Origin of the sequence: Streptomyces sp. NPDC051315, assembly GCF_044455165.1 — a bacterium.
GTDB lineage: Bacteria > Actinomycetota > Actinomycetes > Streptomycetales > Streptomycetaceae > Streptomyces.
Genome location: NZ_JBITEN010000005.1, coordinates 431,943 through 454,380 on the forward strand (window position 1 = coordinate 431,943; position 22,438 = coordinate 454,380).

Consider the following 22,438-nt stretch of genomic DNA (forward strand, 5'->3'; position numbering starts at 1 on the left):
GCACGAGCGTAGGACGGGCCGGAGCACGGCGGCACCCGCCCCCGGGACGAGGCCGGTCTCTACCCTGCGATGGAGACGCCGTTCGTGCCCGGGGCCGATGCCCCAAGGCCGGCCGCCGGAGAGGCTTGCTGCCATGACGCATCCGCTGCCGGCCGTGCCGCATCCGCTCGCTCCCGCGGGACATCCGCAGAGCCCGCCCCCGCCCGAACCGCTCGCGTACCACCGCCTGGCCCGCGTGTCGGCCCGTCACCGATGGTGGCGTCCCGTCGTGGGCACCCTGTTCGTGGCCGTCGCGTACGTGCTCGTCGTGGGCCTGCTCGACCTCCTCCTGTTCGCCCTGGGAACCGCGAAGGGCTACCCCGAGAACCCCGACGGCACCCTGGAGTTCGGCCCCGTCGCGGGGACGGCCGTGGACCTGCTGATGCTCGCCGTGGCCATCCCCGTGGTCCTGCTCGCGGTGCGCTGGATCGGCCGCCGCCCGGCCGGCACCGTCTCCTCCGTGACCGGCGGCCTGCGGTGGCGCCTCCTGGGCCGGTGCGTCCTGGCCGCCCTTCCCGTCCTCGCCGTGGGCACCGGGGTGATGCTCGTGCTGCCCGGGGACGACGGCCCGCCGGTCCGGTGGGCGGGCTGGGAGACCTTCGCGCCCGCGCTGGCCGTGCTGATCCTCCTCGTGCCCCTGCAGGCGGCGGCCGAGGAGTACGTGTTCCGCGGCTGGCTGACCCAGGCCGTGGGCGGCTTCCTCCGCTCGCCCTGGTGGGCGATCGTGCCGCAGGCGGTCCTGTTCGCCGCCGCCCACGGCTGGGGCACCCCGTGGGGCTTCGCCGACCTGGCCGTGTTCGGCGTGGTGGCGGGCTGGCTGACCGTGCGCACCGGCGGGCTGGAGGCGGCCATCGGGCTGCACGCCGTCAACAACCTGCTGGCGTTCGGCTTCTCGGCCGCCGTCGTCGACGGCCTCACGAGCGACGAGACCGCCGCCGACGCCCCCTGGCAGTTCGTGGTGGTCGACGTGGCAAGCATCGCCCTCTACGCGGCGGCCGTGCTGTGGCTCGCCCGTCGCCGTCCGCCGACCCGGACCGCCCAGGCACCGGTGCCCTTCCCGGGCGCGCCCGCCCGCCCTCCGTTCCCCTACGGCCCCGTCCCCGGCTTTCCCGTCCCGTACGGCGGTCAGGGGGCCGGCGGTCCGGTCGCGTACGGGGGGCACGGGGGGCAGGGGACTGGCGTCCCGGTCGCGTACGGCGGGCACCCCTCGGCCCTTGTGCCGCCCGCCGGTCATGCCTACGGCGTGCCTGGTCCGACGGCCGGTCAGCCCTCCGGTGTTCCGGTGCCGCCCGCTGGCCGGCCTCCCGGTGGTCCCGTCCCGTCCGTCGGTCACCCCACCGGCGCCCCGCTCCCGGCCATCGGTGCGGACACCGGCCGGGCGGACGCGGGCGGTCTGCCCCCGGGGGCAGTGCCCTCTGCCCTCACGTCCGATGACACCCCGCGCGCCCCGCGCTAGCGTCCGCCCGTGAGCAACAGCATCTCCCCCTGGCGGCCGGTGGCGTGAGCGACGACGGCGCCCTCGACACCCGGCCGCACGAGGCGCACACCGCCGAGGAACCAACGGAGGCGGCCGGGCCGACGCCCGCCCCGCCCCGTCCCGGACCGACCGCGGCACGCAGTCCCCGGCGCGGCCCGGGCCCCTTCACCCTGCTGGTACTGCCCGGCCTGCTGACCCTGTCCGCGGTGGCCGGTTTCCTCGCCCTGACCGGCGGGCTCCCCGCGGACTGGAGCTCGGACGCGGACTCCGGACAGCACACGACGAGCGGCGTCGACGAGAGCTACGTGCCGTGGCTGCGCGAGGCCGCCGCGGCCTGCACGGTCGTCACGCCGTCCGTCCTCGCCGCCCAGATCGACCAGCTCTCCGGCTGGCGGAACGACACCGGCGGCGCCTCCGGCGAACAGGGCATCGCCGGCTTCACGGACGCCGAGTGGCGGACCTGGGGCAGGGACGACGACGGCAGCGGGACCTCCTCGCCGCGTGATCAGGCCGACGCCATCATGGCGCTCGGCCGGCAGGACTGCTCCCTCGCCCGGAAGGTCACGGACCTGCGCACCGAGGGCACCGTCACCGGCGACCTCGTCGATCTGACCCTCGCGGCCTACGCGGTCGGCACGGACGCGGTGGCCGAGGCCGGAGGCGTGCCCGCCGGGGCCCGGACCTACCTCACCGAGGTGAGGCAGCTGCTGCCGCGTTACGAGGCGTTCGACCGGGAGACGCCGACCGGCGGGGGCGCGGCGGGCGCGATCCTGGCCGCCCCCGTCAGCGCCCTCACCGTCACCTCCCCGTACGGCTCACGCGAGCACCCCCTGACCGGCGTGACCAAACTCCACACCGGTGTCGACTTCGCCGCGCCCCAGGGAGCCCCGGTCCTCGCCGCACGCCAGGGCCGGGTCGTCTTCGCCGCCCTGACGAAGGCGTACGGCAACCGCGTCGTGATCGACCACGGCACCATCGACGGCAAGCGGCTGGAGACGACGTACAGTCACCTCTCCGCCCTGGACGTCGCCTTGGGACAGAGCGTGCAGGCCGGAACCCTCGTCGGCCGGGCCGGCTCGACCGGCCTGTCCACCGGCCCGCACCTGCACTTCGAGGTCATCTACGACGGCTACTACACCGACCCGCAGCCCTGGCTGGCCGCAGGCGACTGATCCGGCCGGGGCCCGCAGGGTCAGCGCAGCACCGCCTCCCACGTGTCGACGGCGTAGTGGACGGTCATCCCGTGGCGCGCGTACAGCTCGGGCGCTCCGGTGGCGTTCGCGGTGTCCACGCCGAGCCCCACCTGGTCCCGGCCGCGCGCGGCGAAGGCCGCGAAGGCGTGTCGCAGCAGCAGCCCGGCCAGACCGCGCCCGCGGGCCTCGGGCAGCACACCGATGCTGCGGATCCACCCCATGGCCTCCCGGTCGTCGCGGGCCAGCAGGAACCCGGCGTCCCCGAGGTCGTGCGTGCCGGCGATCCACACCAGCGACCAGTCGAGCCCTCCGGCGTCGATGTCGTGCAGCCACGGCTCGTAGCCGCGCGGCTGGAAGTCGAAGTGCTCGGCGAAGGTCGACTGGTACAGCTCGTGGACGCGCAGCCGGTCCGCCTCGGTGGCACAGGGCCGCACCAGGACGCCGTCGGGCAGGGCCGGCGCGAGATCCGCCGCGGGATCCAGGGACCGGCGCAGCACGTGGTAGCGGCGTACGACCGACCAGCCCCGGGCGCGGATCAGGCCGGTGTCGAGTGTGGGCCGCACGTTCAGGTGCAGGTGCACCACCGCGCGCGTGACGCCGTTGTCGTGCGCCTTGCGCACCGCCCGGGCCTCCAGCGCGTCGAAAACCAGCCGCCCGGCCTCCTGGTGGTCGGGCAGCACGTAGTGGTCGACGTCGACGCGCTCACCGCCCGACTCGTCCCACAGCAGCCCGTAGGCCACCAGCCGGTCCCCGTCGAAGACCAGCCAGGAGTCCTGCGCCAGGTCGACCTCCGGATGTTTCAGGTCCGCCTCGACGGTGTGCAGGTCCGTCTCCGGCCGGCCGATCTCGATCAGGTCGATCGCGTTGAGCAGGTCGGTGACGGCGGGAGCGTCGGCGAGCGTGGCGGGGCGCAGGACATAGGACATGGGGCCAGCGTCCGGGCCCAAGGCGCGCGTCCGCAACGGGTTTTCGCCACGAGGGGCGCAGGGACGGTGGCTGCGTGCGCCCTGTACGCGCCCCCGTAGCCATGGGCAGAATCCGGACTGCCAGTGATCACCTGGCGGAGGAGTACGTCTCCTTTCCGCCACTGTCCCGGGAAGGCAGGTCGGTTGCCGTGTTGTTGCGTCTTCCCACCTCCGTGTCCGAAGCACAGGAGTGCCTCGCCGAAGGAGCCGTGCCGATCGGGGGAGCCAGCCTGGTGTGGGCGACCTGGCAACGGGACGGCTTTCCCGAACTGGCCGTGTCCCTGCGGGAGGTGCCCGAGGCCAACGTGATCGGGCGCGGGACGCTCGGCGCGGCCGTCGTGCTCCACCGGATCGACGACACGGTGCCGGAGGTGCTGCGGCGTGCGGCCGCCACGGTGGGCACGGGAGCGGTCCGCCGCACGGCCACGGTCGGCGGCAACATCGTCGGCAGCACCCTGCGCTGTCTGCTGCCCGCCGCGCTCGTCCTCGACGCCCGCGCCACGGTGCTGGAACCCGACCGCGTCCACGTCACCGATCTCGCCGAAGTCATCACCAAACGTCCCCTCATGCTCGACATCCACTGGCAGGAGCCGCTGGTCAGCGGCTACCGCAAGATGCCCGCCGAAGCGGGCGGTCCGCCGCCGCTCGTGGTCGCCGTCGCCGTGCACGCGGACGACGACGGACGCAGGCTGCTGCGCGTGGCCGTCCGCGACGGCTACGAGGTGCTCAGCGAGAGCGTCCCCTGCGACGAGGGCCCCGGGCAGGCCCTCGACGCCCTGGAGCGGACATCCGTCGCGGCGCTTCCGGCGGAGGCCGGGCAAGCCGTCCACGACCAGGTCACCGATGTCCTGAACCGCCTCTCCCAGGGCTGAGGCCGCAGGTTCACCTGAGGGGCGGGCTCCGACCGGATCCCGACCGCGGGATCACCGGGGGCGGCGGCCCCACGACCCCCCGGGCGGCGACGACCTTCCGGGACCACCCGCCCGCCCTCGCCTACGTCTCCCGCAGCGGCGCGTACACCTCCGGCTGCAGACCGAACGTCCAGGCGACCCCCTGCCGGGCCGTCCGTGTCGACGGCGGCACCCGCAGCCAGTACGTGCGCCGGCTCCCGTCCGGCTCCGGCGTGGAGTTGAGGACCTCCACCATCACGACCGGCTCGTCACCGTCGAGGTCGATCCGCCAGAGCGTGCCCGTCCCGTCCCGGTGGAGGGGACGGGCCCCGGAGTCGGCGAGATAGCGCTCGTAGCCGTAGTGCTCCAGCATCACGCGGCGCAGCTCGGCGTTCTCCTCGGAGCGGATCCGCTCCGGCGTCAGCGTGCGCAGCTCGCTGAGGAAGGCGGCCGGAACCGGCATGCCGCGCCAGGCGTACAGGGCGAAGCCGTCCGGGTAGGCGAGCGCCGGGCCGTCGCCGCGGTCCAGACGGCCCGCCTCGTCGCGGTGCAGGGCCACGGGCCGTTCGCACACGACGGCCACCTCGGCGAACGGCCACCACCAGCCGGCGCTGCGGCACACCTCGGCCAGTCCGGCGAGCGGACCGTCGTCCGTGGGGAACGCGGCGAGCCACGGCGCGTCGTGCTGTCCCAGCACCGCGTCCAGCAGCAGCAGCCGGATCGCCACCTCCTCGCCGCGGCCGTCGGCCGACTCCTCCAGCACGCCCCCGCGGATCCGCTCGACGAGCGCCCGCGTGGACTCCCACAGCCGGCCACCGGTCGCCGCCCAGTGCGCCGACCAGCCCGCGGCACCCAACTCCTCGTGCCTTAGCCGCCGTTCCAGCGCCCAGGGCGCGGTCCGCACCGCCTCGCGCACACTGGGACCCCGGTCCCGCAGTCCCTGTATCAGCGCGACCGCCGCACGCGGCGAGTCGGCCCACACCACCCGCTCCGGCTCCGTGAGACCGGCCTGCCGGTAGGCCCGGCGGACACCGGCCTCGGCGCGCGCCCGGTCGGCGGGCACGGCCGCCGCGGCGCACGCGCGCCAGAACTCCACCCCGTCACCGGTCGCGCCGCCCGCGCCCGCACCCACCCGTTCGTCCGTCAACGTCGTCCGTCCCTCGGTCACGTCCGCCCCACCCCGCTCAGTCCGCCACGATCCGCACCGACCCGGGCACGTACTCCCGCTGCCGGATCACCCGGTACCAGCCCCGGGGGAGGGAGATGGCCGCGTGTTCCTCGTGGACCACCCGGCCGCCCTGGGGCAGACGCAGCAGCAGCGGCCCGAACGGCCCCGGCTCCCGCACCAGTTCGCCGGGACCGACCACCGCGTGGGCGTGACCGGTGACCTCGCCCAGCGCCAGCACGAGCCGTCCGCGCCCGTCACGCGGCTCCCTCGCGGCGGTGGCCACATGCGGCGGCACCGCCTCCTCGGCCACGGGCACGATCAACACGTCTCCCTGCCGGTACACGGAGCCCTCCCCTCCGCCGGCGCACCGCGCACCGGCCTCATGTCGACGACGGTAGGGGCCGCCACTGACAACGGCCCGAACCGCTGCCCCGCCCCGGGCCCTGTCAGTGGCTGTTGGTAGAACTGCGGTCATCACAGCAAGCACCCGTCCTCTCCACAGGAGCAGCCGCATGACCATCGGTGACCACCTCCACACGCTGTACCGGCTGCCCGCCCACACCTTCCCCGGCCCCGACGCGCGCACGGACGACCTGCCCGAGGCGGACTCCTGCGCCTGGCGGATCACCAGCGACGTGTACGACGCCGACGAGGACTGGACGCAGGCCTTCGCCCGCTTCTGCGCCGCCGTCGACACCACCCGCGTGCGCGCCCTGATCGTCGGCGCCTGGCAGGAGGCGTACGACACGGACCCCTCCGCCGTCATCGGGGCGCTGCTGGCCGCCCGGGACCGCTTCCCCGCCCTGCGGGCGCTGTTCCTCGGCGACATGGTGATGGAGGAGTGCGAGATCTCCTGGATCAACCAGACCGACGTCACGCCGCTGCTGACGGGCTTCCCCGAGCTGGAGGAGTTCGGCGTCCGCGGCGGCTCCGGCCTGCGTTTCCCCGCCCTGCGCCACACCGGCCTGCGCAGACTGACCATCGAGACCGGAGGCCTGCCCGCGGCGGCCGTGCGGGGCGTCGCCGCGAGCGACCTGCCCGCGCTGGAACACCTCGACCTGTGGCTGGGCACCCCCGAGTACGGCGGCGACAGCGAGGCCGCCGACCTGGAGCCGATCCTGTCCGGCGCCCGCCTGCCGCGCCTGCGCCACCTGGCCCTGCGCAACAGCGAGATGCAGGACGCCGTCGCCGCCGCCGTCGCCTCCGCCCCGGTGGTCGCCCGCCTGGAGGTGCTGGACCTGTCCATGGGCGTCCTGACCGACGAGGGCGCCTCCGCCCTCCTCGCCGGGCAGCCGCTCACCCACCTGAAGAAGCTCGACCTCCACCACCACTACCTCAGCGAGCCCCTCCAGGAACGCCTCCGCCGGACCCTGGAATCCGCCGGCGTCGAGGTGGACCTCGACCGCGACGACGCCGACGAGGACCACGACGACGACGGCACGGTGTGGCGGTACGTGGCCGTGGCGGAGTGAACCCGACCCCCATGCGCCGACCCGCCACCCCGCCCCGGTCCACCGCGAGCATCCCCGGCCGGGACACCAGGGCCGCCTCCCGGCCACGCTTCGCGGTCGTGGGCAACCCGGAGAACCGCCGCGTCACCCTCTTCGCGGACGCGGTGCGCGCGGCCGGCCTGCCGAGCCCGCGCGTTCTGCCCTGGACGGACGTACTCGGCGCCGGCGGAGCCGAGTTCGGCCCGCAGGAGATCGTCCGCGTCGACTCCCCCGGGGAGAACGCGCAGGTCGACCGGCTGCTGCGCGGCACCCAGGACCCCACCCGGGTGGAGGGCTCCGCCCGCTGGTACGCCGGATTCACCGCCGCCCTGCGCGGACTGCGCGGCGGCATCCGGCTCGACGACCCGGACGACCTCGCCGTGCTGTTCGACAAACGGCGCTGCCACGCCGTCCTCGACACGGCGGGCGTACCGGTCCCCGCCTCGCCCACCTCGGGGCCACGGGCCGCGCCGGTGCGCGGCTGGGACGACGTACGGGCCCTGATGCGGGAGCACCGGATGCCCCGGCTGTTCGTCAAGCCCGCGCACGGCTCCTCCGCGTCGGGCGTGCTCGCCGTGGAGACGGGCGGCGCCGGACGGATCAGAGCCACCACCTCCGTGGAACTGGCCGCGGACGGCGCTCTGTTCAACTCCCTCAAGGTGCGCCGCTACGAGCGCGAGCGGGACATCGCCGCCATCGTCGACGCGCTCGCCCCGGACGGGCTGCACCTGGAGCGCTGGCTGCCGAAGGCCTCCCAGCAGGGCCGCGCCGCCGACCTGAGGGTGGTCGTGGTGGCCGGCCGGGCCACCCACGCCGTGGTCCGCACCAGCCGCACCCCGCTGACCAACCTCCACCTCGGCGGCGGTCGCGGCGACCTCGACACGGCACGGCGGGCCGTCGAGGCGGCGGGCGCCCGCTGGAGCGACCTGCTCGGGGTGTGCGAACAGGCCGCGGCCTGCTTCCCGCGCACCCTGTGCGTCGGCGTCGACCTGCTGCCGGCCGTCGGCTGGCGCAGAGCCGCCGTCGGCGAGGTCAACGCGTTCGGTGACCTGCTGCCCCGCCTCACCGGCCTGCCCGGCAGCGGGGCCGAGGGCCTCGACACCTACGCCACGCAGGTCGCCGCCGCCCTGCTCGCCCACGCCCCCTCGCACCACCGGCACGGAAACAGAACAGGACCCACCCATGCCCTCGCCCGCCCCGACGCCTGAGCCGCTCCCGCCCACCCCGCCCCCGGCACCGGGCGAGCCGCACCCGCGCGAGCAGGACGCGAACGAGCCTGGCGCGCGCGAGCCGGACATGAACGAGCCGGACATGAACGAGATCGTGGGCAGCCACGACCTCCTCCTGGTCACGCTCGACACCCTGCGCCACGACGTGGCCGCCGAGCTGGCCGAGGCGGGCCGCATCCCGAACCTCGCCCGCCACCTCCCCGGCGGCCGCTGGGAGCGGCGACACGCCCCCGGCAGCTTCACCTACGCCTCCCACCAGGCGATCTTCGCCGGCTTCCTGCCGACCCCGGCCGCCCCCGGGCCCCACCCGCGCCTGTTCGCGGCGAGCTTCGCGGGAAGCGAGACCACCGCCGACAGGACCTTCGTCTACGACACCCCCGACCTCGTCTCCGGCCTGGCGAAGGCGGGCTACCACACCGTGTGCGTCGGGGGAGTCGGCTTCTTCAACAAGCAGGGCCCTCTCGGCTCGGTCCTGCCCGGCCTGTTCCACGAGTCCCACTGGGCGCCGGAGTTCGGCGTGACCTCGCCCGCCTCCTTCGAGAACCAGGTGGCCCGCGCCGAACAGGTCGTCAGCCGGCTCCCCGCCGACCGGAGGCTGTTCCTCTTCGTCAACGTGTCCGCCCTGCACCAGCCGAACTGGTTCCACCTGCCCGGCGCCACCCGCGAGGCCGGAGACACCCGGGAGACCCACGCCGCCGCCCTGGAGTACGTCGACCGGCACATCGGACGCCTCTTCGCCGCCGCGAGCAGCAGACGCCGCTGCTTCGCCATCGTCTGCTCCGACCACGGCACCGCCTACGGCGACGGCGGCTACACCGGCCACCGCCTCGGCCACGAGTCCGTCTGGACCGTGCCCTACGCCCACTTCTTCCTCGACCCCGCCGAGGCCGCCCGATGACCACCGCGCCCCAGCCCACCCGCACCAGCCCCTACCAGAGCTACGTCTACGCCTACCCCCACAAGACCGCCTACCGGGCACTCGCCGACCGGCCCGCGCTCAGGGACCTCTGGGCCGCCGAACCCAAGGACGCCCTCTCCCTCTACCTGCACATACCGTTCTGCGAGGTCCGCTGCGGCTTCTGCAACCTCTTCACCCGCATCGGCGCCCCGGACGGCCTGACCGGCGCCTACCTGGACGCGCTGGAACGCCAGGCGACGACCGTGCGCGAGGCGCTGGGAGAGGGGGACGGGATCCGCTTCGCCACCGCGGCCTTCGGCGGCGGCACCCCCACCTTCCTGACCGCCGCCGAACTGGAGCGCCTGTGCGACATCGCCGAGCACCGCATGGGCGCCGACCTCCGGGCCGTCCCCCTGTCGGTCGAGGCCTCGCCCGCCACCGCCACCGCCGACCGGCTCACGCTCCTCGCCGCCCGCGGCGCCACCCGGCTGAGCCTGGGCGTGCAGAGCTTCGTCGACTCCGAGGCCCGGGCCGCCGTACGCCCGCAGCGCCGCGCCGACGTCGAGGAGGCCCTCGCCCGCGTCCGCGAGGCCCGCATCCCGGTCCTCAACATCGACCTCATCTACGGCATCGACGGCCAGACCGAGAGGACATGGCGGCACTCCCTGGACGCGGCCCTGGCCTGGCGCCCCGAGGAGCTCTACCTCTACCCCCTCTATGTCCGCCCCCTCACCGGCCTCGACCGCCGTCGCACCGGCCCCGACCCCGCCTGGGACGAGCAGCGGCTGCGCCTGTACCGGGCCGGCCGCGACCACCTCCTCGCCCACGGCTACACCCAGCAGTCCATGCGGATGTTCCGCCGAGCGGACGCCCCGCCCCAGGGCGCGGACGACTACGCCTGCCAGACCGACGGCATGATCGGCCTCGGCTGCGGCGCCCGCTCCTACACGGCGGGCCTGCACTACTCCTTCGACTACGCCGTCGGCATGCACGAGATCCGCGGGATCATCGACGACTACGTCTCCCGGCCCGCCGCCGACTTCGCCCACGCCGAGATCGGCCACCCCATGGACGCCGGCGAGGCCCGCCGCCGGCACCTCCTCCAGTCCCTCCTCCAGGCCGAGGGCCTGCCCCTGGACGACTACCGCGCCCGCTTCGGCAGCACCCCCGCCGACGACTTCGGCCCCGAACTCGCCCGCCTGGCCGACCGCGGCTGGCTCAGCGACGACGACCCGGCCACCCTGAAGCTCACCCCGGAGGGCCTCGCCCACTCCGACGCCGTCGGCCCGGACCTCTTCTCACCCGCCGTCCGCGCCGCCATGGCCGCCTACGAGAGGAAGTGACCGGCCCGCCATGGACCTCACCCTCCTCTACCGCGGTCCCCTCGCCTCCTGCGACTACGACTGTCCGTACTGCCCCTTCGCCAAGCGGCGCGACACCGGCGCCCAGCTCCGCGCCGACCGCGCCGCCCTCGCCCGGTTCGCCGCCTGGGCCGCCGACCAGACCGGCGACCGGCTCTCCCTCCTGTTCACCCCCTGGGGCGAGGGCCTGGTCCGCTCCTGGTACCGGCGCACCCTCACCGAGCTGTCCCACCTGCCGCACATCCGGCGGGTGGCGATCCAGACCAACCTCAGCTGCCGCACCGACTGGCTCGCCGACGCCGACCCCGACACCCTCGCCCTGTGGTGCACCTACCACCCCGGTCAGACCCCTTACGACCGCTTCCTCACCAAGTGCCGCGAGCTGACCGCGGGCGGCATCCGCTTCAGCGTCGGCGTCGTCGGCCTCCCCGACCACCTGGAGGCGGCCCGCCGCCTGCGCGCCGACCTCCCCGACCACGTCTACCTGTGGGTGAACGCCGCCGAGGGCCACACCTACACGGACGCCGACGCCGACCGGTGGACCGCCCTGGACCCGCTCTTCCCCTACAGCCGCCACCCGCACCCCAGTGCCGGCCTGCCCTGCCGCACCGGCGACTCGGTGATCTCCGTCGACGGAGACGGCACCGTCCGCCGATGCCACTTCGTCCGGACCGAGCTGGGCAACCTCTACGACGGCTCCTACCGCGCCGCCCTGCGTCCCCGCCCCTGCCCGCTGACCGTCTGCGACTGCCACATCGGCTACGTCCACCTCGAGACGCTGCCGCTGTACGACGTCTTCGCGGGCGGAGTCCTGGAGCGCATCCCCGCGGCACGCACCGACAGGACGCCCGTTGACCTGCCGCATCCCGCGCGGACGGGCGTCGCGGAGGTTTGATTCCGGGCATCGGGTCAACCGGGAATACATGAGCCAGTCGACACGGGAGACGGAACGAAAATACGAGGTGCCGGACCCGGGAGACTTCCCCCGGCTGTCCGGCCTGACCGGCGAGGGGGGCACCTCCCTCGTCGACGCGGGCACCCACGACCTGGACGCGGTGTACTACGACACCCCCGACCTGCGCCTGACCCGCACCTCCGCGACCCTGCGCCGCCGCACGGGCGGCTCCGACGCCGGCTGGCACCTCAAGCTGCCGCTGGCCGGCGACTCCCGTGAGGAGATCCGCGCCCCCCTCCAGGAGGAGATCCCCGACCAGCTCCGGGACCTGGCGCTCTCCCGCACCCGCGGCGCCCGCCTCGAGCCGGTGGTCCGCATCCACTCCCACCGGGCGGTGCGCGAGCTCGTCGACGCCGACGGATCCCTCGTCGCCGAGGTCGTCCTCGACCGGGTGGAGGCCGACTCCCTGCGCCCCGAGGGCGGACACACGAGCTGGGCGGAACTGGAGGTCGAACTCGTCGAGGCGGGCGACACCGCACTTCTCGACCGCGTCGACAAGGCACTCGGCAAGGAGGGCTTCGCCCGGCTGAGGACCCCGAACAAGCTGACCCGCGCCCTCACGGAGACGACCCCCGGCCAGGAGACGCTCACGGACACCGGGCCCGCACCGGCCCGGCCCGCCGGCGTGACCGCGGGCTCGGCGGGCGAGCACGTGCTCGCCTACGTCACCGAGCAGGTCCGCACCCTCGTGGACCTCGACCCGGCCGTACGGCGCGGGCTGCCCGACGCGGTGCACCGGATGCGGGTCGCCTGCCGGCGCCTGCGCAGCTGCCTGCGCTCCTACCGCTCGCTCTTCGACCGCGAGGCCACCGACCCCGTCCGCGCGGAGCTGCAGTGGCTCGGCGGCGAGCTGGGCGTCGAACGCGACCAGGAGGTCCTGCTGGAGCGGCTGCGCGAAGGGGTGGAAGGGCTGCCCCCCGAACTCGTCCTCGGCCCCGTCTCCGCGCGCCTCCAGGCCTGGGACGCCACCCGGTCCGCCGCGGCCCGCGAACGCTCCCTGGCGGCGCTGTCCTCACCCCGTTACGTCGCCCTCCTGGAGACGCTGAACCGGCTGACGACCCACCCGCCGCTGCGCTCGAAGGCCTCCCGGAAACCGGCCAAGGCCCTGCCCAGGGCGATGCTGAAGGAGTACGACCGGCTCGCCGCCCGTATCGAACGCGCCCGGCGCACGCCGCCCGGCCCGGAGCGCGACGCCGCCCTCCACCACGCCCGCAAGGGAGCCAAACGCCTTCGCTACGCCGCCGAGGCGGCCCACCCCGCCCTCGGCAAGCCCGCCCAGCGCCTGGCCAAGGAGGTCAAGGCGGTGCAGAAGGCGCTCGGCGACCACCACGACAGCGTCGTGGCCCGCGAGGCCCTGCGCCGCCAGGCCGTGGCCGCCCACGGCGCGGGCGAAGCCGGCTTCACCTGGGGCCTGCTGTACGGCCAGGAGCAGGCCGCGGCCGCCGACCGGGAGCGGGAGCTGCCGAAGCTGTGGGCGCAGACCCCGCGCGGCCGCCTGCGCAAGGCGCTGCGCTCCTGACGGACACGCCGACGCCCGCACCGTGACGGACACGGTGCGGGCGCGGGCATGTCACTGCGACGCCGGAGACGTCAGGGGGCGTCGGTGACGTCCGTGACCCTCCAGCGCTGGTTGGCACCGGAGTTGGGCTGCCACGTGGTGACGGCGGCTCCCTCGTTCGTGGCCTGGCCGCCGACCTCGAGGACGCGGCCGGTGGCGACGTTCACCAGCGTCCAGGTGCCGTCCCCGGTGGTCGACATGATCCACTCGGTGGCCGGGTCCCGCTCACCGGTGTCGGGCTCCACCACGGGCACGTTGTCCCGGACGGCCAGCCGCTTGCCCTCGGCCGGGTTGGCGAACACGTACCGCTGGCGGGCGCCGGTCTCGCCGTACCGGGCGTCCAGCTGCCACTGCTGCGCGGTGGTGCCGGTGCCGGTGCCGATGACCAGGCGGGTGCCGTCGGCGGCGACGGTGACCGCCTTGCCGCTCTGCACGCCGGTCAGGGTGTAGGTGTGGCCCTTGCGGATCAGCGGGGCGTCCTTCGCGACGCCGGACACGCCCTTGACCGCGAAGGAGGTCACCGACTGGGCGGGCACGGTGAAGGACGCCTTGCCGTCGACGACCCTGACCGGAGCCTGCTGCTGCAGCTTGCCGTCGGCGCTGGTGACGACCGGGGTGACGGTCGCGTCGTCGCCGATCCTGCGGAACTTCGACAGGTCGATGACGACCGTGCGGGCCTCGGTGGTGCTGTTGACGTGGACCAGCGAGGCGCCCTTGCCGTTCGCGGTGACGGCGGCGGCGCTGGAGGTGTCGTTCACCTTGATCAGCTTGTCGCCGGGCTTGATGAAGTGGGTGAAGTTGCGGGCGGTGTCGAACTTCGTGTTCGTGTAGACCGGGCAGGACTCCAGGGTGTCCGTCGAGGTGCAGCTGAACGGGACCTGGATGCTGCCCCAGTTACCGCCCTTGGCGGACTCGCCGCCGGGCTTCATGTTGTCGTAGTCCTCGACCGGCTGCCAGAACACCCAGGCCCTCGGCTCCAGCTCGCGCAGGTCGTCGACGATGCGCTGGGCGAGCCCGAGGCCGGGGCGCATGTCGGTGAAGCTCTGCCCGTCGCCCCAGTCGCCCTCGACCTCGCTCATCCACAGCGGCTTGTCGGCGGCCTTGGCCAGGTCGCGGACGGTGGTGCGCTGCCCGGTGCCGTAGGTGTGGACGTTCATCTGGTCGACCAGGTCGCGGGAGGCCTGCGTGTAGGCGTTCCAGTTCTGCGCGAAGATCGACGGGTTGGTCTCGTCCATCGCGGAGATCTCCGCCTTGACCTTCGCCTTCCTCAGCGCGGGAGCCAGGGCGGCGAGGACCTTCTGCTGGAGCTCGGGGCCCATGTGGGCGCCCTCCTGACGGCCGCCGACCGGCTCGCCGTCCGCGCCCAGCCGGGTGCCCCAGTAGCCGGTGTTCGGCTCGTTGAACGGGTCGACGGTGTCGACCTTGATGCCCTCCGCCTTCTCCAGCCGTTTGGTCGCGCCCGCCAGGTAGGCGGCGAAGTCGTCGACCGACTCCGTCTTCAGCTGGTCGGCGTTGGCGTCGAAGCCGCCGGAGACGTAGCCGCTGACGGTCATGAACCACGGCGGGGAGTTGCTGAACGTCTCCCAGTGGGTGATGTCGTCCTTGATGCGGTCCACCCACCAGCGCTGGGTGGCGTCGGCGTTCTCGTTCCAGTCGGCCGGGTCCTCGGCGCTCCACCAGTCGGTGTCCTCGCGGGTGGTGCCCTCGGGCGCCTTCCACCAGCCCTCGACGGCACCGCCGGCGCGCAGGTAGTCCTTGACGTCCGGGGCGTTGCCGCCGCCGATGTTGTACCGGGCGATGTTCAGCGCCAGCCCGTCGTCGTCGAAGAGGAGCCGGGCGAGCTTCTCGCGTATCTCCGGCGGGTAGTCGCCGGTCGCGTTGGCGAACCAGACCAGGCTGGTGCCCCAGCCCTCGAACTTCTCCTGCTGGTACGACGGGTCCGGCTGGACGGTGACGGAGGCGGCGGCCTCGGCCTGCGCGGGGACGCCGAGCAGGGCGGCCCCGGTGGCCAGGGCGGTCAGGGTGGCGGCCCCGAGGGACCGTCTGCTGCGGGTACGGCGAGCCATCTGTGCTCCCAACTGCGGTGCGGTCGCTGCATGGGCCCCTCCCGCCGGCGGGGCGGAAGGGGATGGCCCCCGACACGGGTGCGTGCCGTGCCGAGGAGTCGGAGGTGGGTGGTGCGGGTGCGGGTGCGGGTACGGCCGGAGGTCAGCCGGCCGGCCGGCGCAGCACGGCGACCTCCCTCGGCCCGAGGACCAGGGCGCCGTCGGCCTCGGTGCCGCCGTGCAGGACCTCGCCGTCCAGGCCGGTCACCGGCACGGTGTCGTCGGTCCGGTTGACGACGAACAGGAAACGGTCGCTCGCACCGCGCCGGACGGTCAGCTCGACCCGTCCGCGCAGGCCGGCCGGGAGTTCGCTGGTCACGCCGGCCGGCTCCAGCAGCCGCGGCAGCAGGGCGACCAGCCCGTCGACGCCGAGACGCGTGGAGACGTAGGAGGCCGAACCGCCGCCCGTGGCGCGCCGGGTGACGGCCGGGCGGCCGGCGTGCGTTCCCGTCCGGTAGCGGGCCAGAACCTGTGTGCCGGCGTCGGTCACGGTGACCTGGTCGGTCCACAGGGTGCCCGTGGTCGCGTCGTCCAGTTCCACGCTCTCCCCGGCCAGGAGCGGCCCGAACTCCTCGACCCGGATGCCGAGCAGCTCGCGCAGGGCCCCCGGGTAGCCGCCGAGCCAGACGTGGTCGTTCTCGTCGACGACTCCGGAGAAGTACGTGGTGACGAGGTGGCCGCCCTGCTCGGCGTAGCGTGTCAGCTCCTTGGCGAGCCCGGCCGGGACGACGTGCAGGACCGGGGCGATCAGCAGGCCGTAGCGGGCGAGGTCGGCGCGGGTGGTGACGAGGTCGGCGCGGACGCCGAGGGCCAGCAGCGCCGAGTACCAGTCGAGCGCCTCCTGGCGGTAGTCCAGCAGGGAGGTGGGGTGGGAGTCCTGCTCGCTCGCCCACCACGACTCCCAGTCGTAGAGGATGCCGACCCGGGCGGGTTCCCGTTCGGACCCGGCGACCGGCGCGAGCGCCTTCAGGGTGGCGCCGAGGCCGGTCACCGCGCGGAAGACGTCGCTGTCGGCGCCGGCGTGCGGGACCATCGCCGAGTGGTACTTCTCGGCGCCGGCCGCCGACTGCCGCCACTGGAAGAAGCAGACCGCGTCCGCGCCGTGCGCCACGTGCAGCAGCGCGTCGCGGGCCAGGTCGCCGGGGCGCTTGGCCACGTTGACGGGCTGCCAGTTGACGGCGCTGGTGGAGTGCTCCATCAGGAACCACGGCCGCCCGCCCGCGATGCCGCTGACGAGGTTCGCCGAGAAGGACAGCTCGTCGCGGTCCTGCGGACCGGGGTGGACGTAGTGGTCGTTGGAGACGAAGTCGATCTCGCCCGCCCAGTCCGGGTAGTTCATGCCCTTGGTGCCGCCCATCACCATGAAGTTGGTGGTGACCGGCACGTCGGGGGTGATCTCCCGCAGGATGTCCCGCTCCGCGCGCAGATGGTCCTTCAGCGCGTCCGAGGAGAAGCGCTTGAAGTCCAGCTGCTGCGTCGGGTTGGGGTGCGAGGCGGTGAGCCGCGGCGGCAGGATCTGCTCCCAGTCGCTGTAGCGCTGCGACCAGAACGCCGTCCCCCAGGCGTGGTTGAGGGCGTCGAGCGAGCCGTATCGGGCGCGCAGCCAGACGCGGAAGGCGCGGGCCGCGTCGTCGGAGTAGTCGTAGATGTTGTGGCAGCCCAGCTCGTTGGAGACGTGCCAGGCCACCAGCGCCGGATGGTCCCGGTAGCGGGTCGCGATCTCCCGGACCAGGCGCAGGGCGTGGTCGCGGAAGACGGGGGAGGTGGGCCGCCAGTGCTGTCGCGCGCCCGGCCACACCGTCTCGCCGTTCGCCGTCACCGGCAGGATCTCCGGGTGGGCGGTGGTGAGCCAGGGCGGCGGGGAGGCGGTCGCGGTGGCCAGGTCGACCCCGATGCCGCCCGCGTGCAGCAGGTCCATGACCTCGTCGAGCCAGCCGAAGTCCCAGGTGTCGGGGCCGGGCTGGATGCGCGCCCAGGAGAAGATCCCGACGGACACGACGGTGACGCCGGCCTCCCGCATCAGCCGGACGTCCTCCTCCCACACGTCCCGGGGCCACTGCTCGGGGTTGTAGTCGGCGCCGTAGGCCAGACGCGGGGCGGGGTCACCGTCCGTCCCGCGGCGGCGGGAGTGGAGGGTGGAGATCATGGCGGTCCTTCCGGGTGTGGTGCACGGGGGCGGCGCGACCCAGCGCCGCGCCGCCCTTCGTTTCCTGCCTGCCGACTACTTCTCGACGGTGAAGCCCTGCTCCTCGCCGTACTTGACCGAGGCGTCCTGCCAGGCCTTCAGACCGTCCGCCAGCTTGGTGCCGGAGACGTAGGCCTTGCCGACCGTGTCGTTGAAGATCGAGTTGGCGTACTGCTGGAAGGGCAGGTACGACCAGTCGCTGGCGACGTTCGCGGCCGACTCGGCGAAGATCTTGTTCGCCTCCTGGCCGCCGAAGTAGTCGAACTTGGTGGTCTGGAACTCGGTGGACTGCAGCTCCGCGGTGGTCGCGGGGAAGGCGCCCTGCTTGACCCGGGTCTGCACGCCGTCACCGGCGTTCGCGTACTCGGCGAAGGCGTAGGCCAGTTCCTTGTTCTTTCCCAGCGTGGGCAGCGTCAGGGAGCTGCCGCCGTTCTCCGCGCTCGCCTTGTCGCCCTTGGTCCAGGCCGGCATCGGGGCCGCGCGCCAGTCGCCGGCCGCGTTCGGCACGCCGGTGACGAAGTTGGCGGGCATCCAGGCGCCGCTGGCCAGGGTGGCGATGGTGCCGTCGCCCAGCCCCTTGTACCAGTCGTCGGTCCAGCCGTTGATGGGCGCGAGGAGCTTCTCGTCGATCAGCTTCTGCCAGGTGTCGGTGTACTTCTTGGCGCCCGCGTCGGAGAAGTCGACCTTCACCTTGGTGCCGTCGACCTTGTAGGGGCGCGACCCGGCCTGCCACAGCATGCTGGTGGTGAAACCGGCGTCGCCGGCGTCGTTGGCGATGTAGACCTTGGGGTCGGCCTTGTGCAGCTTGCGGGCCGCGTCGACGTACTCGTCCCAGGTGGTCGGGACGGCGATCTTGTACTTGTCGAAGACCGTCTTGTTGTAGAACAGCGCCATCGGGCCGGAGTCCATCGGCAGGCCGTAGACGGCCTCGCCCTCGCTGACGGCGTTCCACGGGCCCGGGGTGTACCGGGAGGCGAGCTTGCCGGCGCCGAAGGGGGCCAGGTCGGTGAGGCCCTTGGTGAGCGCGTACTGGCTCAGCGCGAAGTACTCGACCTGGGCCACGTCGGGCACGCCCTTCTCGGCCGATATGGCGTTCGACAGGGCGGTGTAGTGCTTGTCGCCGGACCGCTCGCTGACCAGGTTGATCTTGACCTTGGGGTACTTCTTCTCGAAGTCGGCGGCGACCGTCTTGAGTGTCGGCTCCCAGGCCCAGACCGTGACCGTGCCGCCCTTCTTCAGGGCCGCCTGGATGTCCGAGGCGGAGACCGCCTTCTGGTCGGAGCCGTCGTCGGAGCCACCGCAGGCGGTGGAGCCCAGGGCGAGAGCGGAGAGGAGGGCGATGCCGCGCAGCAGGCGGCTGGTCTTTCTGCGCATGGAGGTGCTTCCACTTCTTCGTGGGTGGGACAGGTGAGGGTGGGGGTGCGCGATGTGGGGCTCAGGTGAGGGGCGCCGGGCGCGGTGTCACTCCTTGACGCTTCCGGCGGCGAGTCCGGACTGCCAGTACTTCTGCAGCAGCAGGAACGCGGCGATCAGCGGCAGGATGGTGAGCAGCGAACCGGTGATCACCAGGTTGAAGATCACGTCACCGCCGATCGTCTCGGCCTGGGAGTTCCAGACGCTCAGGCCCAGGGTCAGGGGGTACCAGTCCGAGTCCTTGAGCATGATCAGCGGCAGGAAGTAGTTGTTCCAGGTCGCGACCGTGGTGAACAGCAGCACGGTGACGATGCCGGGGGCGAGCAGCGGCAGGGCGACCGTGAAGAAGGTGCGCGCCTCGCCGGCCCCGTCGATCCGGGCGGCTTCCAGCAGCTCGGTGGGGATCGCCTCGGCGGCGAACACCCACATCAGGTACAGGCCGAACGGCGAGACCAGCGACGGGATGATCACCGCCCACGGGGTGTCGGTCAGGCCCATCTTGCTGAACATCAGGAAGGTGGGCACCGCGAGGGCCGTGCCCGGTACGGCGACGGCCCCGATGACCACGGCGAAGATGCCGCGCTTGCCGGGGAAGTCGAACTTCGCCAGCGCGTAACCGCCCAGGATCGCCAGGAAGGTGGCACCGCCGGCGCCGAGCACCACGTACATCAGGGTGTTGAGGAGCCAGCGCGTGAACACGCCGTCGTCGTACGTGAACGTGTCGCGGATGTTGTCCCACAGGGCGAAGTCGTCGCTGAACCACAGTCCCGACGAATCGGCCAGGCCCGCCTGCGTCTTGGTGGCGTTGATGGCCAGCCAGATCAGCGGCACCACGGTGTAGAGGACGACCAGCGAGGTCAGCACCGTCAGCAGCAGGCTGCGCCGGGGCTGCCCGGCGGTGTGCCTGCGCGGGCTGCGCAGACGCGGCGCGCTCTTGCCGGCACCCGAGGTCCTGGCCGGCGCGGCGGGGGAGGCGGTGGTGAGAGGGCTGCTCATCGGGTCACGCTCCCTTGCGCATGCCGCGCAGCTGCACGATGTAGGCGATCACCATGGTGATCACGCCCATGATGATGGCCACCGTGGCGGAGTAGTTGTGCTGCTGGCCGTTGAAGGACAGCGAGTACGTGTAGTAGTTCGGGGTGTAGTCCGTCGTGATGGCGTTGCGTGCCAACGGCCGCAGGATGTTCGGCTCGTTGAACAGCTGGAAGCTGCCGATGATGGAGAAGATCGTCGCGATGACGAGGGCACCCCGGATCGCGGGCAGCTTGATCGCGGTGATGACCCGGAACTGCCCGGCGCCGTCGATCTCCGCCGCCTCGTAGAGCGAGTTCGGGATGACGCGCAGCGCCGAGTAGAAGATCAGCATGTTGTAGCCGACGAACTCCCAGGTGACGATGTTGCCGATCGACGCCAGCACCAGGTCGGGCGAGAGCGGGTCGGGCAGGGTGACGTCGAAGGCCTGGTTGATGTCGCCGACCAGTCCGTACTTCGTGCCGTACATGAAGCCCCACATCAGGGTGGCGACCACGGCGGGCACCGCGTACGGCAGGAAGATCGTGATCCGGAAGAAGCTCTTGCCGTAGAGCCGCCCGCTGTCCAGGGCCAGGGCCACCAGCAGGGCGATGCCCAGCATGATGGGGACCTGGACGGCCAGGAAGAGGGAGACCCGGCCCAGGGAGGCCCAGAATTGGTCGTCCTTCAGCGCCTGTGTGTAGTTGTCCAGGCCGACGAAGGTGGTGCCGCCGATGAGCTGGTCCCGGAAGAGGCTGAGATAGATCGAATACGCGATCGGGGCCAGGAAGACCAGGGCGAACACGGCCACGAAGGGACCGATGAAACCCCACCCCGTCCAGGAGCGGCGGTCCCGTCTCGCCGGAGGAGGTGCCGGCCGCGGCTCGGCGGCCGCCGGCGGTTGCAGCGTCGTCATGTCGTTCCTCGCTCGTCCAGTCCTGGAACCGGCGGTGCCGCACCGAGGGACAGGCCGCACCGCCACGATGTTTGCGTAAACATCCGTCACCGCAAGAACCCGATGGGCTGTTATGTTTACGTAAACATCTGATGGCGGCATGTCTACACTGCCCCGATGACCACGGTCAAGGGTCCCCTGGGGCAACGGTGGAACCCGCGACGACGGAGAGGTGGAGCGACGGGTGGAGATGGCTGAAAGAGCCCCGGCGCAGGGAGCCGGGACGGTCGGCGCACCGGCCGGGGGCCCTGCGGAGCCCGGCGGCGCCCCCACGCGCACCCGCACCCGCAGCCGCGCCCGCGGCCGCGCCACCGCCTCCATGGCGGACGTGGCCCGCCTGGCGGGCGTCTCGTCGCAGACGGTGTCCCGCGTGTCCAACGGGTATGCCGGGGTGAACGAGGAGACCCGGCAGCAGGTGCTCGCGGCCATGAAGGAGCTGGGCTACCGCCCCAACAGCGCGGCGCGGGCGCTCAAGAGGGGTGAGTTCCGCACCATCGGCGTCATCACCTTCACGCTGTCCACCACCGGCAACGTGCGCACCCTGGAGGCGATCGCCACCTCCGCCGCCGCCGAGGGGTACGCCGTGACGCTGCTGCCGGTCGCCGTCCCCACCCAGGACGAGGTGCGCGGCGCGTTCTCCCGGCTGGAGGAGCTCGCCGTCGACGCGGTGATCGTCATCATGGAGGTGCACCTGCTGGACGCGGCGATCGTCACCCTCCCGCCGCACGTCCAGGTCGTGGTCGTCGACTCCGACGCCGGCAGCCACTACACGGTCGTCGACACCGACCAGGCCGGCGGCACCCGCACCGCCGTCCAGCACCTGCTCGACCTCGGCCACCGCACCGTCTGGCACCTGGGCGGTCCGGAGGACTCGTTCGCCGCCCAGCGGCGCGCGGACGCCTGGCGCGAGGCCCTCGTCGAGGCCGGCCGCACCCCACCGCCCCTCGTCCGCGGCGACTGGTCGGCGGAGTCCGGCTACCACGCCGGCCTCGACCTCGTGGCCCGCGAGGACTGCACGGCCGTCTTCGCCGCCAACGACCAGATGGCCCTGGGCCTGCTGCGCGCCCTGCACGAAGGCGGCCGGCGCGTCCCCGAGGACGTCAGCGTCATCGGCTTCGACGACATCCCCGAGGCGAGCTCCTTCCTGCCGCCCCTGACCACCCTCCACCAGGACTTCGCCGAGGTGGGCCGCCTCTGCGTCCAGGCCGTCCTGCGCAAGATGCGCCACGAGGGCCCCGAACACGGCACGACGCTCGTGCCGACGCGGCTGGTCCTGCGGCAGAGCACGGCACCGCCGCCTCGGGGGGACTGAGACAGGGGGCGAGGCGGGAGGGCGGGGGCGTGGGTTCCACCGGGTGCTGAGCCGGTGCGGGTGACGGTGTTGGGGCGGCGCGGCGCGGGTGACGTCGCTGGCGCCGGGCCGCAGGCCGCACGCCGCCGCCGACGCGGTGCGCTGTCGTCGTACGGGCCGGGTCGCGGCGTCCCCGGACGGTTGCGACCGGGCCGGGGTGTGGTGTCCTCGGGTGGTTGTGACCGGGCTGGGTTG

General features: G+C 73.2%; 18 protein-coding genes. 10 read left to right on the plus strand and 8 right to left on the minus strand.

Annotated elements, in window-relative coordinates:
* Nucleotides 1-133 precede the first annotated feature (133 nt).
* The gene (locus tag ACIBBD_RS13240) at nucleotides 134-1,495 is read left to right on the plus strand and encodes a lysostaphin resistance A-like protein (protein ID WP_399419442.1); all 1,362 of its coding nucleotides are present in this window, start codon (nucleotides 134-136) and stop codon (nucleotides 1,493-1,495) included.
* 44 nt (nucleotides 1,496-1,539) lie between these two features.
* Nucleotides 1,540-2,688, plus strand: a complete 1,149-nt coding sequence (locus tag ACIBBD_RS13245; protein ID WP_399419443.1) for a M23 family metallopeptidase — start codon at nucleotides 1,540-1,542, stop codon at nucleotides 2,686-2,688.
* Nucleotides 2,689-2,708: 20 nt separating this feature from the next.
* On the opposite strand, the gene ACIBBD_RS13250 is transcribed toward ACIBBD_RS13245, so the two are convergent.
* Entirely contained in the window at nucleotides 2,709-3,635 is a 927-nt protein-coding gene (locus ACIBBD_RS13250) for a GNAT family N-acetyltransferase (protein WP_399419444.1), read from the minus strand.
* Between the two features lie 188 nt (nucleotides 3,636-3,823).
* Between ACIBBD_RS13250 and ACIBBD_RS13255 the strand changes: the two genes are divergently transcribed.
* Nucleotides 3,824-4,546 (plus strand): FAD binding domain-containing protein, encoded by a 723-nt coding sequence (locus ACIBBD_RS13255; protein ID WP_399419445.1) that lies wholly within the window; start codon nucleotides 3,824-3,826, stop codon nucleotides 4,544-4,546.
* Nucleotides 4,547-4,667: 121 nt separating this feature from the next.
* On the opposite strand, the gene ACIBBD_RS13260 is transcribed toward ACIBBD_RS13255, so the two are convergent.
* On the minus strand, nucleotides 4,668-5,696 hold the full coding sequence (locus ACIBBD_RS13260) for a DUF6745 domain-containing protein (RefSeq protein ID WP_399419498.1): 1,029 nt from the start codon (nucleotides 5,694-5,696) through the stop codon (nucleotides 4,668-4,670).
* A 52-nt stretch (nucleotides 5,697-5,748) separates the two neighbouring features.
* Nucleotides 5,749-6,075, minus strand: a complete 327-nt coding sequence (locus ACIBBD_RS13265) for a hypothetical protein (RefSeq protein WP_399419446.1) — start codon at nucleotides 6,073-6,075, stop codon at nucleotides 5,749-5,751.
* Between the two features lie 169 nt (nucleotides 6,076-6,244).
* Here ACIBBD_RS13265 and ACIBBD_RS13270 point away from each other — a divergent pair, with 169 nt between their 5' ends.
* The 6 genes from ACIBBD_RS13270 to ACIBBD_RS13295 all read left to right on the plus strand — a co-directional run bounded on the left by ACIBBD_RS13270 (nucleotide 6,245) and on the right by ACIBBD_RS13295 (nucleotide 13,184).
* Nucleotides 6,245-7,204, plus strand: coding sequence for an STM4015 family protein (locus ACIBBD_RS13270; RefSeq protein WP_399419447.1), 960 nt, complete (start codon nucleotides 6,245-6,247; stop codon nucleotides 7,202-7,204).
* 11 nt (nucleotides 7,205-7,215) lie between these two features.
* A complete protein-coding gene (locus tag ACIBBD_RS13275) occupies nucleotides 7,216-8,430 on the plus strand; it encodes an STM4014 family protein (RefSeq protein ID WP_399419448.1) in 1,215 nt (404 codons plus the stop codon).
* A 103-nt stretch (nucleotides 8,431-8,533) separates the two neighbouring features.
* Entirely contained in the window at nucleotides 8,534-9,349 is an 816-nt protein-coding gene (locus ACIBBD_RS13280) for an STM4013/SEN3800 family hydrolase (protein WP_399419499.1), read from the plus strand.
* Nucleotides 9,346-10,692 carry an STM4012 family radical SAM protein gene (locus ACIBBD_RS13285; RefSeq protein WP_399419449.1) on the plus strand — a complete coding sequence of 449 codons (1,347 nt, stop codon included), beginning with the start codon at nucleotides 9,346-9,348 and terminating at the stop codon, nucleotides 10,690-10,692. The genes ACIBBD_RS13280 and ACIBBD_RS13285 overlap by 4 nt, the downstream gene beginning before the upstream one ends.
* Nucleotides 10,693-10,702: 10 nt before the next feature.
* Nucleotides 10,703-11,605: an STM4011 family radical SAM protein gene (locus tag ACIBBD_RS13290; protein WP_399419450.1), complete on the plus strand. Its 903-nt coding sequence runs from the start codon at nucleotides 10,703-10,705 to the stop codon at nucleotides 11,603-11,605.
* 28 nt (nucleotides 11,606-11,633) lie between these two features.
* Nucleotides 11,634-13,184 (plus strand): CHAD domain-containing protein, encoded by a 1,551-nt coding sequence (locus ACIBBD_RS13295; RefSeq protein ID WP_399419451.1) that lies wholly within the window; start codon nucleotides 11,634-11,636, stop codon nucleotides 13,182-13,184.
* A 71-nt stretch (nucleotides 13,185-13,255) separates the two neighbouring features.
* On the opposite strand, the gene ACIBBD_RS13300 is transcribed toward ACIBBD_RS13295, so the two are convergent.
* The 5 genes from ACIBBD_RS13300 to ACIBBD_RS13320 form a co-directional block, all read right to left on the minus strand.
* On the minus strand, nucleotides 13,256-15,289 hold the full coding sequence (locus ACIBBD_RS13300; protein WP_399419452.1) for an RICIN domain-containing protein: 2,034 nt from the start codon (nucleotides 15,287-15,289) through the stop codon (nucleotides 13,256-13,258).
* 142 nt (nucleotides 15,290-15,431) lie between these two features.
* Complete coding sequence (locus ACIBBD_RS13305) at nucleotides 15,432-17,474, minus strand: beta-galactosidase (protein WP_399419453.1); 2,043 nt, start codon at nucleotides 17,472-17,474, stop codon at nucleotides 15,432-15,434.
* A gap of 75 nt (nucleotides 17,475-17,549) precedes the next feature.
* The gene (locus ACIBBD_RS13310; RefSeq protein WP_399419454.1) at nucleotides 17,550-18,887 is read right to left on the minus strand and encodes an ABC transporter substrate-binding protein; all 1,338 of its coding nucleotides are present in this window, start codon (nucleotides 18,885-18,887) and stop codon (nucleotides 17,550-17,552) included.
* Between the two features lie 87 nt (nucleotides 18,888-18,974).
* Nucleotides 18,975-19,922, minus strand: coding sequence for a carbohydrate ABC transporter permease (locus ACIBBD_RS13315; protein ID WP_399419455.1), 948 nt, complete (start codon nucleotides 19,920-19,922; stop codon nucleotides 18,975-18,977).
* Between the two features lie 4 nt (nucleotides 19,923-19,926).
* On the minus strand, nucleotides 19,927-20,853 hold the full coding sequence (locus ACIBBD_RS13320) for a carbohydrate ABC transporter permease (protein WP_399419456.1): 927 nt from the start codon (nucleotides 20,851-20,853) through the stop codon (nucleotides 19,927-19,929).
* Between the two features lie 358 nt (nucleotides 20,854-21,211).
* Between ACIBBD_RS13320 and ACIBBD_RS13325 the strand changes: the two genes are divergently transcribed.
* Nucleotides 21,212-22,204: a LacI family DNA-binding transcriptional regulator gene (locus ACIBBD_RS13325; RefSeq protein ID WP_399419500.1), complete on the plus strand. Its 993-nt coding sequence runs from the start codon at nucleotides 21,212-21,214 to the stop codon at nucleotides 22,202-22,204.
* Nucleotides 22,205-22,438: the final 234 nt, after the last annotated feature.